General features: G+C 73.9%; 16 protein-coding genes. 10 read left to right on the plus strand and 6 right to left on the minus strand.

The features are described 5' to 3' along the window. Positions 1 to 970, minus strand: a 970-nt coding sequence (locus tag AC3A3L_RS19490; protein ID WP_487641700.1) for a hypothetical protein, incomplete at its 3' end; no start/stop codon positions are given. 105 nt (positions 971 to 1,075) lie between these two features. Between AC3A3L_RS19490 and AC3A3L_RS19495 the strand changes: the two genes are divergently transcribed. After that, entirely contained in the window at positions 1,076 to 1,438 is a 363-nt protein-coding gene (locus AC3A3L_RS19495; RefSeq protein ID WP_487641701.1) for an NADH-quinone oxidoreductase subunit A, read from the plus strand. A 7-nt stretch (positions 1,439 to 1,445) separates the two neighbouring features. On the opposite strand, the gene AC3A3L_RS19500 is transcribed toward AC3A3L_RS19495, so the two are convergent. Beyond that, on the minus strand, positions 1,446 to 2,018 hold the full coding sequence (locus AC3A3L_RS19500; RefSeq protein ID WP_487641702.1) for a DnaJ family domain-containing protein: 573 nt from the start codon (positions 2,016 to 2,018) through the stop codon (positions 1,446 to 1,448). A 53-nt stretch (positions 2,019 to 2,071) separates the two neighbouring features. On the opposite strand from AC3A3L_RS19500, the gene AC3A3L_RS19505 reads away from it, so the two are divergent. From AC3A3L_RS19505 to AC3A3L_RS19515, 3 genes are all read left to right on the plus strand, one after another. Continuing rightward, entirely contained in the window at positions 2,072 to 3,301 is a 1,230-nt protein-coding gene (locus AC3A3L_RS19505; protein WP_487641703.1) for a 4-alpha-glucanotransferase, read from the plus strand. Positions 3,302 to 3,401: 100 nt separating this feature from the next. Next, complete coding sequence (locus AC3A3L_RS19510) at positions 3,402 to 3,653, plus strand: PspC domain-containing protein (protein ID WP_487641704.1); 252 nt, start codon at positions 3,402 to 3,404, stop codon at positions 3,651 to 3,653. A 57-nt stretch (positions 3,654 to 3,710) separates the two neighbouring features. Further along, complete coding sequence (locus tag AC3A3L_RS19515) at positions 3,711 to 4,340, plus strand: maleylpyruvate isomerase family mycothiol-dependent enzyme (protein ID WP_487641705.1); 630 nt, start codon at positions 3,711 to 3,713, stop codon at positions 4,338 to 4,340. A gap of 91 nt (positions 4,341 to 4,431) precedes the next feature. Here AC3A3L_RS19515 and AC3A3L_RS19520 read toward each other — a convergent pair whose 3' ends face one another. The 3 genes from AC3A3L_RS19520 to AC3A3L_RS19530 form a co-directional block, all read right to left on the minus strand. Then, positions 4,432 to 5,154, minus strand: coding sequence for a ribonuclease HepT family protein (locus AC3A3L_RS19520; protein ID WP_487641706.1), 723 nt, complete (start codon positions 5,152 to 5,154; stop codon positions 4,432 to 4,434). Between the two features lie 63 nt (positions 5,155 to 5,217). Further along, entirely contained in the window at positions 5,218 to 6,678 is a 1,461-nt protein-coding gene (locus AC3A3L_RS19525) for an MFS transporter (RefSeq protein ID WP_487641707.1), read from the minus strand. Then, positions 6,675 to 8,009: a M20/M25/M40 family metallo-hydrolase gene (locus tag AC3A3L_RS19530; RefSeq protein WP_487641708.1), complete on the minus strand. Its 1,335-nt coding sequence runs from the start codon at positions 8,007 to 8,009 to the stop codon at positions 6,675 to 6,677. Before AC3A3L_RS19530 ends, AC3A3L_RS19525 begins: the two co-directional genes overlap by 4 nt. 133 nt (positions 8,010 to 8,142) lie before the next feature. Here AC3A3L_RS19530 and AC3A3L_RS19535 point away from each other — a divergent pair, with 133 nt between their 5' ends. The 3 genes from AC3A3L_RS19535 (at position 8,143) to AC3A3L_RS19545 (ending at position 10,974) form a co-directional block, all read left to right on the plus strand. Continuing rightward, entirely contained in the window at positions 8,143 to 8,283 is a 141-nt protein-coding gene (locus AC3A3L_RS19535) for a hypothetical protein (protein WP_172256722.1), read from the plus strand. Positions 8,284 to 8,380: 97 nt separating this feature from the next. Then, on the plus strand, positions 8,381 to 10,123 hold the full coding sequence (locus tag AC3A3L_RS19540) for an ABC transporter ATP-binding protein (RefSeq protein WP_487641709.1): 1,743 nt from the start codon (positions 8,381 to 8,383) through the stop codon (positions 10,121 to 10,123). Further along, positions 10,120 to 10,974 (plus strand): serine/threonine-protein kinase, encoded by an 855-nt coding sequence (locus AC3A3L_RS19545; RefSeq protein ID WP_487641710.1) that lies wholly within the window; start codon positions 10,120 to 10,122, stop codon positions 10,972 to 10,974. Before AC3A3L_RS19540 ends, AC3A3L_RS19545 begins: the two co-directional genes overlap by 4 nt. Here the strand turns inward: AC3A3L_RS19545 and AC3A3L_RS19550 are convergent. Next, the gene (locus AC3A3L_RS19550; RefSeq protein WP_487641711.1) at positions 10,921 to 11,517 is read right to left on the minus strand and encodes a nitroreductase family protein; all 597 of its coding nucleotides are present in this window, start codon (positions 11,515 to 11,517) and stop codon (positions 10,921 to 10,923) included. The two genes, AC3A3L_RS19545 and AC3A3L_RS19550, sit on opposite strands and share 54 nt — an antisense overlap. A gap of 119 nt (positions 11,518 to 11,636) precedes the next feature. Between AC3A3L_RS19550 and AC3A3L_RS19555 the strand changes: the two genes are divergently transcribed. From AC3A3L_RS19555 to hutI, 3 genes are read left to right on the plus strand one after another with little or no spacing between them, the layout of a single operon-like run. After that, complete coding sequence (locus tag AC3A3L_RS19555; RefSeq protein ID WP_487641712.1) at positions 11,637 to 12,869, plus strand: allantoate amidohydrolase; 1,233 nt, start codon at positions 11,637 to 11,639, stop codon at positions 12,867 to 12,869. Beyond that, complete coding sequence (locus AC3A3L_RS19560; protein ID WP_487641713.1) at positions 12,866 to 14,194, plus strand: formimidoylglutamate deiminase; 1,329 nt, start codon at positions 12,866 to 12,868, stop codon at positions 14,192 to 14,194. Before AC3A3L_RS19555 ends, AC3A3L_RS19560 begins: the two co-directional genes overlap by 4 nt. Beyond that, on the plus strand, positions 14,191 to 15,375 hold the full coding sequence (gene hutI, locus AC3A3L_RS19565) for an imidazolonepropionase (RefSeq protein ID WP_487641714.1): 1,185 nt from the start codon (positions 14,191 to 14,193) through the stop codon (positions 15,373 to 15,375). Before AC3A3L_RS19560 ends, hutI begins: the two co-directional genes overlap by 4 nt. Positions 15,376 to 15,624: the final 249 nt, after the last annotated feature.

The raw sequence follows: 15,624 nt of genomic DNA on the forward strand, positions 1-15,624 counted from the left end.
ACCGTCCCTCGGCGCGGAGCAGGAGGGCGGCGCCGGGCAGCGCGTCGTGCCCGAGGCTGCGCGCCGTGGCGTACGCCCGCCCGGCCCCGCCGGGGTCGCCGCGGAGTCGTCGTACCTCTCCGAGCGTGTAGTAGCCCTCGCCGGCGAGCCAGCCGTGTGCGCCGACGAGGTCGGCGCTGCGCGCGCCGAGCTCGGCCTCCACGACCTCCCACTCTCCCTCCGCGACGAGCAGCTGGAGCTCGTGGATGCGCGTGACGTGGGCGTACATGAACGTGCGGCCCTGCGGTTCCGCCCACCGGGCCATCGACTCGGTCCAGGCGCGCATCCGGGCGAGGTCGCCGAGCTCGTCGCACAGGTGGACCACGGTGCAGTAGAGGTCGCCGGACCAGAGGGGGTCGACCTGCCCGGCCACGACCGGGAGCATCGCCTCGTCGAGGTCGGCGAAGCCCTCGCGCGTCGAGCCCCGGCGCACTGCCGCCAGTCCGCGGGTGGCGAGGGCGAAGCTCTCGAGCGTGGGCTCGCGGAGCTCGGTCGCCAGGTCGGCGATCTCGCGCGCCGCCGCCTCCGCGGTCCCGGCGTCGCCGGAGAGGTCCATGTCGAGCGCGTTGTCGACGTAGAGGAGGTAGCCGTGCAGGACGCCACGGGGCAGACCGGAGATCACGCGGCGCGCCCGCGAGAGCCAGGCCGTGCCCACCGGGACGTCACCACGGACGACCCACTGCAACGCGAGCCGGAGCGCGCGGTCGCCGGCCTGCTCGGTCCGTCCCTCGGCGAGGAGGCGGTGGTAGAGCTCCTCCTCGACCTCCATCGACTCCGGCGCCCGGCCGACCCACCACGCCGCCTCCGCCAGCAGGCCGAGGTCGCTCGTCGGCAACCCGTCACGGGAGCCGGCGAGGTCGGCGTGGACCGCGCCCCATCCGCGCCGTCCCGGCGCCCCGCCCGCCGCCCGTGGGACCGCGCCGGAGGTCATCGTCCGAGTGTCGTCCCGCCCGGTGCGACAGGCAACGCCGTCGCCGCACCGGTTTGACCCACCTTGCTAGGACTGGGGCACTCGTCCCCGACCGAGGAGCGACCCGTGGAGCTCTACCTCCCAGTGGTGGTCCTGTCCGCGATCGCCGGCCTCTTCGCCGTGGGCTCGGTGCTCATGAGCTCGGTCGTCGGACCGAAGCGCTACAACCGCGCGCGGCTGGACTCCTACGAGTGCGGCATCCAGCCCGTCGCCGACCCGGATCGCAACGCCCGCACGATCCCGGTGCGCTACTACACCGTCGCGATGACCTTCATCATCTTCGACGTCGAGATCATGTTCCTCGTCCCGTGGGCGGTGCACTTCGACCAGCTCGGCAGCTTCGGCTACCTCGCGGTCGTGCTGTTCATCATCAACCTGTCGCTCGCCTACGCCTACGAGTGGCGACGCGGCGGGCTCGACTGGGACTGACCCGCCCCTACCGGGTGCGCCAGCGGAACCACCAGGTCCGCTTGCGCGGTGCCGGCGTGCTGGCCGCGACCGCCGCGCGCTGTGCCTCGACCCGGGCCGTACGACGCTCGCGCCACGCCGCGACCTCGTCGTCGACGTCCCGCGGTGCGGTGATCACCGGCGGGCCTCCCTGCAGCTGACGGCGGGTCTCGACCACCCGCTTGTTGAAGTCCTCGACCTCGCGCCGCACCTCGCTCTCGGCCGTGATCTCGTCCAACCGGTCCTCGAGTTCGGCGTCCTCCTTGCGCAGGGCGAGCGCCGGCGGCAGGAGGGCGATGTTCTCGCGCTCGACGAGCTTCTTGACCCACCAGTCGGGGTCGTGCTCGACGCCGAGGTCCTGGATCGGCTTGCCCTGCCCGGGCAGGTCGTCGAACTCGCCGCGCTCCATCGCCTGACGCACCTGGAGGTCCACCCAGCTGGACTGCTGGGCGATGCGGGCCGCCGCGGCGGAGCGTCCGGTTCGCTCGTCGCGCGCGGTCTCGCGGCGTACGGACTCGGTGTCCGCCACCTCGAACTCGTCGTCCCGGTCTCGCTCCGGCATGCCCCCACACTACGGACCGCCGCCTCGTGGGGCCGGCGTGACAGGCTCTCCCCATGGCCATCCCAGGCATCCCCGACCGGGCCGCCGGCGTCCAGCTCCACGTCACCTCCCTGCCAGGAGGACGGCTCGGGGAGCCGGCGCGCGACTTCGTGCGGTGGCTGGCCGACGCCGGGCAGTCCGTGTGGCAGGTCCTGCCCCTCGCGGTCCCGGACGCGCACGGGTCGCCGTACGCCTCACCCTCCGCCTTCGCCGCGTGGCCGGGCCTGCTCGCGGACCCCCACGCGCCGGTGGGCGACGACGAGGTGGCGGCCTTCGCCGAGGAGCACGCCTACTGGGCCGGCTCGTGGTCGGCCCACGGCGGTGACCTCGCCGACCAGGTCCGCTTCGAACGGGAGTGGGGTGCACTGCGGTCCTTCGCCGCCGACCACGGCGTGCAGCTGCTCGGCGACATCCCCATCTACGTCGCCGCCGGCAGCGCCGACGAGGCCGCCTGGCCCGCGCTCTTCCGTGACGACGCGGTGGCCGGGGTGCCGCCCGACGCCTACAGCGACACCGGGCAGCTCTGGGGGAACCCGCTCTACGACTGGGCGGCGATGGCGGCCGACGGCTACCGCTGGTGGGTGGAGCGGCTGCGCCGCAGCCTCGCGCTCTACGACCTCGTCCGGATCGACCACTTCCGCGGCTTCGCGGCCTTCTGGGCGGTTCCGGCGGGTCTCCCGACGGCCGAGCACGGCACCTGGGAGCCCGGGCCCGGGCGGGCCGTCTTCGACGCGGCCACGGCTGCGCTGGGTCCCCTTCCCGTGCTGGCGGAGGACCTCGGCGTCATCGACGAACCGGTGGTCGAGCTGCGCACGGCGCTCGGCTTCCCGGGGATGGCGGTCCTCCAGTTCGCGTTCGACCCCGACGGCGAGGACCGCTCGCACGAGCCCGACAACCTGCGCCGCGACCAGGTGGTCTACACCGGCACCCACGACAACGACACCGTCGTCGGCTGGTGGGACACGCTGCCGCCGGTCCGGCGTCGGGAGGCGCAGCGCGCGTTCCGCGCGGCCGGGGTCGACGACCCCGACCCCGCCTGGGCGATGATCCGGCTCGCGCACGCCGCCCCGTGCCGGTTGGCCATGGTGCAGGCGCAGGACGTGCTGTCGCTGGGCGCCGAGGCCCGGATGAACACCCCCGGCACCGCGGCCACCTGGTCGTGGCGCCTCGAGCCCGGGATGCTCACCCCCGACCTCGCAGCACGGCTGCGCGAGGTCACCGAGGAGCACGGACGGCTGGACTGACCCGGCCGTCCGGGCCGTCCGGGCCGTCCGGGGCCGGCTCAGGGGCGGGCCGGGGTCGATCCGGATGGTCTGCAGCGCCGGACGGGCGCATGCTGGAGGCATGGAAAAGATCCGCACCTCGCTCGCTCGCCAGGGCCTCGTCCGCTCGACCGACCGCGCCATCATCGGCGGTGTCTGCGCCGGCGTGGGCCGCCGCCTCGGGCTCACCCCGTGGGTCACCCGGCTGCTGTTCGTCATCACGCTGTTCGTGCTGCCGGGCAGCCAGATCCTGGTCTACCCGCTGCTGTGGTTCCTGATGCCGTCCGAGGACAGCATCGAGGCCGCCGCGGCCGCCCCGCACCTGCCGCGCTGACCCACGCCCTGCGCCCAAGACGCCGGCGGTGTCGGTCCCTGCTGACAGGCTGAGGCCATGACGGACGTGTGGGAGCTGGTGCGCCGCGAGCGCATGGCCTTGGTCGACGACCTGGCCGGGTTGACCGAGGAGCAGTGGGAGTCGCCGTCGCTGTGCGGCGGCTGGACGGTCCACGACGTCGCCGCCCACCTCGTCGACAACGCGCGCACCACGCGGCTCGGCATCGTCGCAGCCATGGTGCGCGCCCGCTTCGACTTCGACCGGCAGAACGACACCGGCGTCGCCCGCGAGAAGGGCGCGACCCCGTCCGAGACGCTCGACCGGCTGCGGGCGGTGGTCGGACGACGTACGACCCCTCCCGCGCCGCTCGACAGCCGGCTCGTCGAGGAGGTCGTCCACGGCGAGGACGTACGACGCCCGCTCGGGGTGCGCCGCGACTACCCGACGGAGACCGTCGAGCGAGCCCTCGCCCACCAGCTCAGGACGTCGGTCGGGCTGGGCGGTGGCAAGCAGCGCGCGGCCGGTCTCCGTCTCGTCGCCACCGACACCGCCTGGTCCCACGGCGAGGGCCCCGAGGTCAGCGGTCCGCTGGTGTCGTTGCTGATGGCGGTCTCGGGGCGGGTCGAGGCGCTCGACGACCTCACCGGCCCGGGCGTCGCGCGCTTCGAGCGCGCCCCCACGAGCTGACGGCGCGTCGGACGACCACAAGTCGTCCAGCAAGGCGGACGCACGCGGCGGCTTACCCTCACCCGGACTTCTGGTCGTCCGACGCGCCGGGTCAGCGCGGACCCGGCCGCCAGGACGGCAGCGTGGGCGTCGGGCTCGGCTCCAGCGTGTAGGTGTTGCCGTACACGAGGTAGGGCGCGCCCTCGGGGAGCTCGCGCAGCGAGGACGCGACCGAGATGAGGCAGCCGTCCAGGGTGCCCTGCACGACATGCATGTTCGCCAGGTTGCGCGCCGTCATGACGATCCGGACCGACCGCCCATCGGGGAGGACGACGTCGATCGGTCCGTCGTCATCGCGGGCGTAGGCACCGGCGGTCCACGCGTCGAGCCGCTCGACGAGGGCTCGGAAGTCGGCGTCCCGGACCTCGCCGGCGCCTCGCGGAAGGTCATGAGGGGGTGCCTCAATGTCGGCGGGTCCTGGAAGTGGTCGCCACCACCACGCGTCCACCAGCCGCGCGATCGTCTCGAGGTCCTTCGGGAGCCCAGTCGAGAGGTAGTCCCACGGCTCCTGGTAGCCCCGTGGGACTTGCTCGCGCATGCCGTGCGTCATCTGCATCGAGTCCCAGTCCACTTCAGGATGGGAAACGAGGAAGTCCTTGTCCAGCCGGGCCACGGCGTCGTCAAGCCGCCGCACGATGGCCTCTCCCGCCAGCCTCAACATGCCGTCGCGGTGGTACGCCTGCTCGCCGCGACGCACCAGGACGGCGGCCGCCTCACCGAAGTACTGGATCTGCCCCAGCGCCTCACGGGTGCGCTCGTCGAGCTCGCTCTCCACGGCTCCCAAGTCAGCAGACGGCGGTCTCAGTCAGCAGCATGGCTCCAGACTATCGGCCCGTGGTCAGTGCGGGACGGCCTCGTTGCGTACGTCGCTGAACGCGTGCGGCGGTGCCGCGAGCAGGGCGAGGGCGGCGAGGAACGACGCGCCGGCGCAGACGGCCCACACGGTGAGGTAGCCGCTGAACGGCGCCACGTGCTCGGACGTCGCGTCGAGCGAACCGGTCGCGGTCAGCGCGATCGCGAAGATCGCGGACGCGATCGCGCCGCCCACGGTCTTGGTGCCGTTGGTCATCCCGGTGGCGATGCCGGTGCGCTCCGGCGGCGCGGCGGCCGCCGCCGCGGCAGGCAGGGCGGCCACCAGCGCACCCGAGCCCAGGCCGGCGATGCCCATGTTGACCAGCGCCTGCCACGTCTCGGAGTTGAACGGCAGCCACAGCAGGTAGCCCAGCCCGACGAGGCAGCACGCGACGACCAGCGCGCGTCGTACGCCGCCGAGCAGGCGGGTCGTGAGCGGCAGGGTGAACGCGCCGATCGCCAACGTCGCGACGTAGAGCCCGATGAGGGTCGAGATGAACGCTGGCTCCGCGCCGAGCCCGTAGCCCCGTTCGGCCGGGTCGGCCTGGGCGTAGGTCGAGAGCGGGATCTGCCCGCCCAGCACCGGGATGCCGAAGAGGAACGCCGTCACCTGCACCGGCCACTGGGCCGGGCTGCTGAGCAGGCGGACGTCGACGATCGGGTCCGGGTGCCGGAGCTCGAAGCGCCAGAACACGGCGAACACCGCGATGGAGAGCACGATCGTCGACCAGCCGAGCAGCGAGCCCGCGCCGTCGAGGCGCAGCCGGACCAGGCCGCCCATCAGCACGCCCAGCGCGACGGTGACCAGCGCGAGGCCGGCCCAGTCGATGCCGCCCGTGTCGTCGCCGGGTGCCTGCTCGATGCCGAAGAGGATCACGAAGAAGACCGCGGTCACCACGACGGCGGGCAGGGCGAGAAGGACGTTCATGTCGAGGGTGTCGACGAGCAGGCCGCTGCTGAGGGCGCCGACGATGACGGCGAGCTCGAGGGAGCCGACGAGGATCGCGGCGCCGCGCCGGGTGAGCAGCTCCTGCCGACCGGAGTCGCGCGTGCGGCGGTGGATGATCGCGATCTCCAGCGGCAGCCACACGACGTACGCGCCCTGGATCGCCCAGCCGACCATGAACGTGGTGAACGACGGCGCGAAGGCCAGCCACCACGAGCCGAGCGCGGTCACGGCGGTCGAGATCAGCAGCACCCGCTTGTGCCCGGACAGGTCGCCGAGCCGCGCGAGCAGCGGGATGCACAGCGCGCTGACGATCAGCTGCGCCGCCTCGAACCAGTTGATGTCGCCCTCGCTGATCGAGAGGTGATCGGCGATCTGCGGGTAGATCGGGGTGTAGTAGCCCTGCAGGATGCCGCTGGCGAACTCGACCAGCACCAGGAAGCCGACGATCGCGGCAAGGCCCTTCACGGCCGTCTGTGCGGCCGGCTTCGTCGTCGTCATGAGGGGAGCCTCTCGATGAGCAGCTGGTACCAGCGGGCGCCGTCGACGAGGTCGGCGACGCCGATGTGCTCGTCGTAGGAGTGAATGGCCTCGCGCTGGGCCTTGGTCATCCGGAACGGGGCGAAGCGGTAGACGTGCTCACTGATCGAGCAGAAGTGGCGCGAGTCGGTGGCGGCCATCATCACGTAGGGCGTCGCGACCGCCTCGGGGAAGACCTCCCCGATGCACTCCTCGACCAGCTCGAACGCCTCGTCCATCGGGGAGACCGGCGACGGCTCGCTCGACTCGACCACGTCGATGCGGATCGAGTCGTCGTCGACCGCCTTGCGGACGTGCTCGACGACGCCGGCGACCGTGTCGCCCACCATCACCCGGATGTTGAGCCCGGCCTTCGCGGTCGACGCGATCACGTTGAGGGCCGGCGACCCGCTGAGGGTGGTGGCCGCGACCGTCGTACGCGTCATGGCTGCGGCCTCCGGGCCCGCGGCGAGCAGCGCCCGGGTCACCACCGGTGCCAGCCGGTCGGCGCGACCGAGCAGCGGGCGCAGCGGCAGCGGCACGTGCGGCGCGAGGCGGCGCATCAGCTCGAGCGTGGGTGCGGGCGCGGACGCCGGGAACGGAGCCTTCTCGATCCGCAGGATCGCGCGGGCGATCCGCGCGGTCGGGCCGTTCCTCGCCGGCGTCGAGGCGTGCCCGCCGCGCCCCTCGGCGACGAGCTCGAGCGAGGTGATGCCCTTCTCGGTGACGCCGATGACGCCCAGCGGCGCCTCCACCCCCGGGAAGGCTCCTCCTGCGATCGCGCCGCCCTCGTCGAGCACGAGCCACGGGGTGACGCCGCGGTCGCGGAGCACGGCGACCGCCTCGACAGCCGCGGTGCCGCTGACCTCCTCGTCACAGCCGAAGGACAGCCAGACGTCCTGCGCCGGGGTGTGCCCGGCCTCGAGCAGCGACTCCACCGCCTCGCAGACGGCCGCGACGCAGCCCTTGTCGTCGAGGGTGCCCCGGCCCCAGATCGCCGGACCGACGTCGGAGTCGTGGATCTCGCCGCCGAACGGGTCGTGCTGCCACGGGGCGCCGGTGTCCACGGGTACGACGTCGAGGTGGGCCATGAGCACGACCGGGCGCTCGGCGCTGGCGCCGGCCCAGTGGAACAGCAGCCCGTGCGTGCCGACCCGGGTCAGCTCGAGGCGCTCGTGCAGCAGTGGGAACTGCGTCGCGAGCTCTGCCAGCAGCCGGTCGAAGGCGTCGCCGTCGACCCGGTCGGGGTCTCGGTCGGAGACGGTGGGGATGCGGACGAGCGCCTGCAGGGCGGCGACCACGCGGTCGGTCATGGGCAGACCGTAGGGCATCCCGGCGCTCGATGAGGGCGCTCTCACCAAGAGCTCATGGCGGTGTCACGTGCGGCCCGGAGAGTCCTCCACGTCAGCCGGGAAGACCCGGACACGCCAACCGAAGGAGGCCACCATGGCCCGCTCCGGAATCCTCACCGCCCTCACGCCGGCCGTCCAGGCCCGCCGCGGCGACTCGTCCAGCGACGACGGGCGTCGCCGCCGGCGCCGTCGGCGCCGTCGCAACCGCAGCCGGTCGCGCTCGCGCTCCAGCTGAGCGAACCCCGCTGCACCACCACGACGGGTGGGCGGTCCGCACCCCGGGCCGCCCACCCGTCCCCGTCCACCAGCTGCCCCCGGGACCAGGAGCACCCATGTCCGTACGCCGCCGTGCCGCCGGCCTGCTGCGCGCCACCCCCGAGGAGCAGGCCCTCGTCGACGTGGCGGCCGCGCTGCGTCCTGCCGACATCGCGCGCCGGTTCTGGCCGCGGCTGCGCCCGTTGCGCGGCTGGCTCGTGCTCGGCCTGCTGCTCCTCACCGCCGCGCCGGCGATCGCGGTCGCCGAGGCCTTCCTCTACCAGCGGCTCGTCGACGACGTGCTCGTGCCGGCCGCGTTCGAGCCGCTCGTCGTGCTGGCCCTCCTCTACATCGGCCTCAACGTCGCCAGCGGTGTCGTCTCGGGTGCCGACGACTACCTCGCGACGTACGTCTCGCAGCGCTTCCTCGTCGACCTGCGCCGGGACGTCTTCGCCCACGTGCTGTCGCTGCCTGCCGCCACGCACGACCGCCGTCGCCTCGGGGACACCCTCACCCGGCTGACGTCGGACGTCGCCGCGGTCGAGCGGTTCGTGGTGTCGCAGGCGAGCGAGGGCCTGGGCGCTGTGGTGCGCCTGGTCGTCCTCGTCGGCGCGCTCGTGTGGATGGACTGGCGGCTCGCGCTCGCGTCGCTCGTCGTGGTGCCGCTGTTCTGGTGGGTGTCCACGCGCTTCGCCCGGCTCACCCGCGACGTCTCGCGCGAGCGGCGCCGGCGCGGCGGATCGCTCGGCAGCGTCACCGAGGAGGCGCTCGGCAACGCCGCGCTCGTGCAGTCCTACGGCCGCGAGGACCGGGCCGTGGCGTCGTACGACGGACACAACCGTGCGATCGCAGGCGCCGAGCTCGCCGCCAGCCGGATCCGTGCGCTGTTCCTGCCGCTCGTCGACCTCGCCGAGCTGGTGGGCGTGCTGGTCGTCGTCGGGCTCGGTGTCTGGTCGCTGTCGGAGGGGCGGCTCACGCTGGGCGGGCTGCTGGCCTTCCTGACCCTGCTCATGCAGTGCTTCGGGCCGGTGCGCACGCTGGCCGACCTGGTCCCGGCGCTGTACTCCGCCAGCGCCGGGGTCGAGCGGGTCGTCGAGCTCCTCGACGAGCCCGCCGGCGGAGACCGCGACGGCGCGGGCCCGCTGCCCGCCGGTCCGGGGGCGCTCGCGGTCCGCGACGTGTCGTACGCCTATCCCGGAGCCGCACGGCCGGCGCTCGACGGGTTGGTGCTCGACGTCTCGCCGGGCGAGGTCGTGGCGCTCGTCGGCCCGAGCGGGTCGGGCAAGTCCACCCTCGGCCGGCTGCTCTCGCGGCAGCTCGTCGCTGACGCGGGTGTCGTCGCGATCGACGGCCACGACGTCGCCGCCCACACCGCCGCCTCGGTGCGCGACGCCGTCACCGTCGTCCACCAGGAGCAGCTCATGCTCGATGCCTCGGTGCACGACAACCTCCTCCTCGGCCGCCCCGACGCGACGCGTGCCGAGGTGCGCGCCGCGGCACGCGACGCGGGGGCGCACGAGTTCGTCGAGGCGCTGCCGCACGGCTACGACACCCGGATCGGCCAACGGGGCCGCACGCTCTCGGGCGGCCAGCGGCAACGGCTCGCGGTCGCCCGGGCGCTGCTCAGGCCGGGCCGGGTGCTCGTGCTCGACGAGCCGACGACCGGTCTCGACGGGGAGGCGGCGCGCCGGCTGATGGTCGCGCTGAGGAGCGGTGGCCGGGAGCGGACGGTGCTCGTGCTGACCCACGACCCGGTCGTCCTCGAGCACGTCGACCGCGTCGTGCGGCTCGACCGGGCGCTGACGGAGGTGGCGCCGTGACCCGCCGTCGTACGCCGACGGGCGACCTGCCCGTCGGCTACCGGCCGCTCGCGCTGCTCGCCGACGGCCGCCGGCTCGAGACGTGGGACGCGTGGGACGAGGCCCGCGGCACCCGGTGCGTGGTCAAGCTGCTGCGCGCCGACCGCCGTGACGAGCCGCGGGTGCGGCAGGCCGTGCTGCTCGAGGGGCACCTCGCGACCACGCTCGCGCACCCGCACCTCGTGCGCGGCTACGACGTCCTCGACGACCCGCCGGCCGTGGTCCTCGAGACGCTGCGAGGGGCCACGCTGTCGGCGCTGGTCGAGCACGAGCCGCTCGGCCTCGCCGACGCGGCCGAGCTCGGCTGCCAGCTCGCCTCGGTCCTCGGCTACTTCCACCGCCACGACTGGCTGCACCTCGACCTCAAGCCCGACAACGTCGTGGTCGACCACGGCAAGGCGGTGCTGATAGACCTCAGCCTCGCCGGCCGGCCGGGGAGCGGTCGTCCCGGTGCGGGCACGCGCGGCTACCTCGCTCCCGAGCAGGCGAGCGGCCGCGGCCTGTCCCCGGCGACGGACGTCTGGGGGCTCGGGATGACGCTCATCGACGCCCTCGCCCGCACCGCGCCGTACGGCGACGAGGCCACCTGGGAGAGCCGCCGCCGGTGGCCGCTGCTGCACCGCCGGATGCCGCTCGCGCCCGCAGGTCTCGACGACCTGCCCGACGAGGTGCGCGACCTGCTCGCGGCGTGCGTCAGCCTGGACCCGGCCGCGCGCCCGCTCCTCGAGCAGGTGCGGACCGCCCTCGAGCCGCTGCGCTCACCACCGCCCGCGGTGGACGACGTCGTTGCGACGCTCGCGCCGGGCCGGTGACCCCGGTGCTCCGGTGTCGGACTCGCGGTGGCCCACCGTGATCGCGCCCACCGGCGCATGGTCCTCGGGGATGCCGAACGCCTCGCGGAACCCGTCGAGGTGCTCCGCCTCGATGCCGAAGAAGCAGGCGCCGAGCCCCTCGTCGACCGCCGTCTGCAGCACGAGCAGCGCGGCCATGCCGGCGTCGACCCACCAGTACGGCACCGGCCACCGGGCCTCGTCGCGGTCGGTCCAGCCCTTGTCGGGCAGGGCGTAGCGGTCGAGGTAGGCGGCCTTGCTGGTCAGCGGGACGATCACGACCGGTGCGGTGCGCATGCCGTCGAGCCAGGCGTTGTGGGCGTCGGGATCGGCGCCCGTCGTCGTCCAGAACAGGGCGACGTCCTCCGGGGTGTCCAGCACCAGGAACGCCCACCCTTGGGTGAACCCGGCGTTGGGCGCGCGCTGCGCGTGCTCGAGCATCCGGTCGACGACGGTCGGGTCGACCGGGCGGTCGGCGTAGCGGCGCACCATCCTTCGGCGGCGTACGACCTCGCGGAACTCCATGGGGTGCAGGCTCTCACCCGCCGGCCTCTTGCCGCTTGCGGCGAGCGGCGTCTGGGATCCGAGACGACATGCCGGTGTACCGCGTTGACCCTCGCGCACGCGACCGGTGGACTGGCCGCATGGCCTTCGAGGAGATGTGGCGCGACCTGGCCCCGGTGGGCCGTTCGGCCTCGTCGGGCGGCTACTTCCGCCAGCCGTGGACCGCGGCGGAGTCCGAGCTGCGGGCGTGGTTCGGCGAGGAGTGCGCGGCGCGCGGGCTGGTCGTCGACACCGACGGCATCGGCAACCAGGTCGCCTGGTGGGAGCCCACCTCGCCGTTGGTCGAGGAGGGCGCCCAGCGCCCGTCACGAGACCAGGGCGTCCTCACCGGCTCGCACCTCGACTCTGTCCTCGACGGCGGGGCGTACGACGGCCCGCTGGGCGTGGCGTCCGCGCTCGCCGCCGTCGACCTGATGCGGGACCGTGGCTTCGAGCCGGACCGCCCGATCGGCATCGGCGTCTTCGTCGAGGAGGAGGGCTCGCGGTTCGGCCGCGCCTGCCTCGGCTCTCGGCTCGTCACTGGCGCCACGACGTGGGAACAGGCGAAGGAGCTGCGCGACCGCGACGGCGTCTTCCTCGCCGACGCGATCAGCGCCGCCGGACTGGACCCTGCGCGCGGCCTGCTCGACCTCGACCGCGTGGGCACGTTCGTCGAGCTCCACGTCGAGCAGGGCCGCGACCTGGTCGACCGCGACGTCGCCGTGGGGCTGGCCACCGAGATCTGGCCGCACGGCCGGTGGCGGTTCGACTTCGCAGGACAGGCCAACCATGCGGGCACGACCCGCATGGAGGACCGGCGCGACCCGATGCTGACCTACGCGATGACGGCGCTCGCCGCCAACAAGCAGGCCCGCCTCGCCGACCAGCGCGCCACCTTCGGCCGCGTCTCCGTCGAGCCCAACGGCACGAACGCCGTCCCATCGCTGGTCACTGCGTGGCTCGACGCGCGGGCCTCGTCCGACGAGGCCCTCGCGACCCTCGTCGAGGCCGTCGAGCGCCAGGCACACGACCGCGCTACTCGCGACGGCACCACGCTCGACGTCACCGCGGAGTCCGTCTCGGGCTCCGTCGCGTTCGACCCCGACCTGGCCGCCCGCCTCGCGGGTCTCGGTGGGTGGCCGGTCATCCCCACCCAGGCCGGCCACGACGCGGGCATCCTGTCCGACGCCGGCATCCCCACGGCGATGGTCTTCGTCCGCAACCCGACCGGGGTCTCGCACTCACCCGACGAGCACGCCGAGACCGCCGACTGCCTGGCCGGCGTCGAGGCGCTCGCCGACGTGCTGGCCGAGCTCGCCGGGACGCCAGCGTGACGGCGTACCTCCTCGAGCGCGCCTGGGTCGGCGACCGCTTCCTGGACGACGTGCTGGTCGAGGTCGAGCACGGTCGCTTCACCTCGGTCACCCCGGACTCCGACCCGCCCCGCGCGATCCCCGTGCGCGGCCTCGTCGTCCCCGGCCTCGCCAACACCCACAGCCACGCCTTCCACCGCGCCCTGCGCGGCCGCACCCAGCGCGAGCGCGGCACCTTCTGGACCTGGCGCGACCAGATGTACGCCGTCGCCGCCCGGCTCGACCCGGACACCTACCTCGCCCTGGCGCGAGCGACGTACCGCGAGATGGCAGCGGCCGGGATCACGTGCGTGGGGGAGTTCCACTACGTCCACCACCGCCCGGACGGCTCGACCTACACCGACCCCAACGAGATGGGCGAGGTGCTGGTCGAGGCGGCCCGGCAGGCGGGCATCCGGATCACGCTGCTCGACACGCTCTACCTCTCCTCGGGCTTCGGCGTCGCCCCCGAGGGCGCACAGATGCGCTACAGCGACGGCAGCGTCGAGGCGTGGGCCGACCGGGTCGACGCCCTCGACGCCGCACCGGTCCCCACCCCGCACGCCGTCACCGCCATGGCGGTCCACTCCGTCCGCGCGGTCCCGGCGGCCGACCTGCCGGCCGTGGCCGCCCGCCTCGACGGTCGCCCCTTCCACGTCCACCTCTCGGAGCAGGTCGCCGAGAACACCGCCTGCCTCGAGGCGTACGGCGTCACCCCCACGCGGCTGCTCGCCGACCACGGCCTCCTGGGACCCACGTCGAGCCTGGTCCACGCCACCCACCTGACCGACGACGACATCGAGCTGATCGGGGCCGCCGGCGCCCACGCGAGCTTCTGCCCCACCACCGAGCGCGACCTCGGCGACGGCATCGGGCCGAGCCGTCGGCTGCACGACGCGGGCGCGCGCCTGACCCTCGGCTCCGACAGCCACGCGGTGATCGACCTGTTCGAGGAGATGCGTGCCGTCGAGCTCGACGAGCGGCTGGCAACCCAGCAGCGCGGTCACTGGACCGCGGCCGAGCTGCTGACCGCCGCCACCACCGACGGGCACGCGTCGCTCGGCTGGGACGACGCAGGCGCCATCGCCGTCGGTCGGCGTGCCGACCTCGTGGTGGTCGACCCGGCCAGCCCGCGCACCGCCGGGGCCGGCCGCGACGAGGGCGCGGTCGTGTTCGCCGCGTCCGCCGAGGACGTGCAGCGCGTGATGGTCGACGGCCACTGGGTGGTCGAGGAGGGCCAGCGCTACGACATCGGGCTCGAGCTCGAGGCAGCCGTCGCCCGCGTCTGGGGAGAGGACCAACGATGACGAACCAGGTCTCGACCGTGATCACCGGCATCGGCGAGCTCGCCACCAACGACCCGGCCCGGGCCGAGCAGGGCGGCCTGCTCGGACTCGTCCACGACGCAGCCGTCGTGGTCGAGGGCAGCCGGGTCGCATGGGTCGGGCCGGCCGCCGACGCACCCGCCGCCGACGTGCAGGTCGACGCGGGCGGGCGGGCGGTGATCCCCGGCTTCGTCGACTCGCACAGCCACCTCGTCTTCGCCGGCGACCGCTCCGCCGAGTTCGAGGCGCGGATGACCGGCGAGGCCTACACGGCCGGCGGCATCCGCAGCACGGTCGCGAAGACCCGCGCCGCCACCGATGAGCAGCTCACGTCGCACGTCGCCCGGCTCGTCGCCGAGATGCGGGCCCAGGGCACCACCTCCATCGAGGTCAAGAGCGGATACGGCTTGTCGGTCCACGACGAGGCACGCAGCCTCGCGGTGGCCCGTCAGTTCACCGAGGACACCACCTTCCTCGGCGCCCACGTCGTCCCCGCCGACACCACCCCCGAGGACTACGTCGACCTCGTCACCGGCCCCATGCTCGCGGCGGCGGCACCGCACGCCCGGTGGATCGACGTGTTCTGCGAGGACGGCGCCTTCGACGTCGACCAGGCGCGGGCCATCCTCGCCGCGGGGTCCGACAGCGGCCTGCGCGGACGCCTCCACGCCAACCAGCTGACGTACGGCGGGGGCGTGCAGCTCGCCTGCGAGGTCGGCCTCGTCGCGGTCGACCACTGCACCTTCCTCGGCGACGACGACGTCTCGGCCCTGTCGTCGAGCGGCACGATCGCCACGCTCCTGCCGGGCGTGGAGTTCTCCACCCGCCAGCCCTACCCCGACGCGCGCCGGCTGCTCGACGCCGGCGTCCGGGTCGCGCTGGCCAGCGACTGCAACCCGGGCTCGTGCTTCACCTCCTCCATGGCGCTCTGCATCGCGCTGGCCGTCCGCGAGATGCGGATGACCCCGGCCGAGGCCCTGCACGCCGCGACCGCGATGGGTGCGGCCGCGCTCGCCCGCGACGACGTCGGCGTGCTCGCCCCCGGCAAGGTGGCCGACCTCGTCCTCCTCGACGCGCCGTCGTACGTCCACCTCGCCTACCGTCCAGGCGTCCCGCTGGTCGCGGGGGTGTGGCAGGCCGGCCGCCCGGTCGTCTCCCGGTAGCCGCTGTCAGCTACCTCAGACCCCCGTCGTACGCCGTCCGGCAGCGCGTCTGAGGTAGCCGGCCACGCGGAGATAGGGCACGCGCCCGATGTCCCGGCCTACCTCATGGACGCAATCTCTCCTCACGGTCCGGAACCGGGCCGACGAGAAGAGGAGAAGGACATGTTCACCACCGACAGCTTCCTGGGCGCCGAGATCACCTACCGACAGGACAGGATCCGGAAGGACTACGGGCACCACCGCTGGACC

The sequence above is a fragment of the Nocardioides sp. Soil_C_8 genome (genome assembly GCF_057656315.1).

Bases quoted from the DNA above. Each gene is read 5' to 3' on its own strand.
- AC3A3L_RS19500 (WP_487641702.1), bottom strand. From the start codon at position 2,018: ATGCCGGAGCGAGACCGGGACGACGAGTTCGAGGTGGCGGACACCGAG.
- AC3A3L_RS19505 (WP_487641703.1), top strand. From the start codon at position 2,072: ATGGCCATCCCAGGCATCCCCGACCGGGCCGCCGGCGTCCAGCTCCAC.
- AC3A3L_RS19510 (WP_487641704.1), top strand. From the start codon at position 3,402: ATGGAAAAGATCCGCACCTCGCTCGCTCGCCAGGGCCTCGTCCGCTCG.
- AC3A3L_RS19515 (WP_487641705.1), top strand. From the start codon at position 3,711: ATGACGGACGTGTGGGAGCTGGTGCGCCGCGAGCGCATGGCCTTGGTC.
- AC3A3L_RS19525 (WP_487641707.1), bottom strand. From the start codon at position 6,678: ATGACGACGACGAAGCCGGCCGCACAGACGGCCGTGAAGGGCCTTGCC.
- AC3A3L_RS19530 (WP_487641708.1), bottom strand. From the start codon at position 8,009: ATGACCGACCGCGTGGTCGCCGCCCTGCAGGCGCTCGTCCGCATCCCC.
- AC3A3L_RS19535 (WP_172256722.1), top strand. From the start codon at position 8,143: ATGGCCCGCTCCGGAATCCTCACCGCCCTCACGCCGGCCGTCCAGGCC.
- AC3A3L_RS19540 (WP_487641709.1), top strand. From the start codon at position 8,381: ATGTCCGTACGCCGCCGTGCCGCCGGCCTGCTGCGCGCCACCCCCGAG.
- AC3A3L_RS19550 (WP_487641711.1), bottom strand. From the start codon at position 11,517: ATGGAGTTCCGCGAGGTCGTACGCCGCCGAAGGATGGTGCGCCGCTAC.
- AC3A3L_RS19555 (WP_487641712.1), top strand. From the start codon at position 11,637: ATGGCCTTCGAGGAGATGTGGCGCGACCTGGCCCCGGTGGGCCGTTCG.
- hutI (WP_487641714.1), top strand. From the start codon at position 14,191: ATGACGAACCAGGTCTCGACCGTGATCACCGGCATCGGCGAGCTCGCC.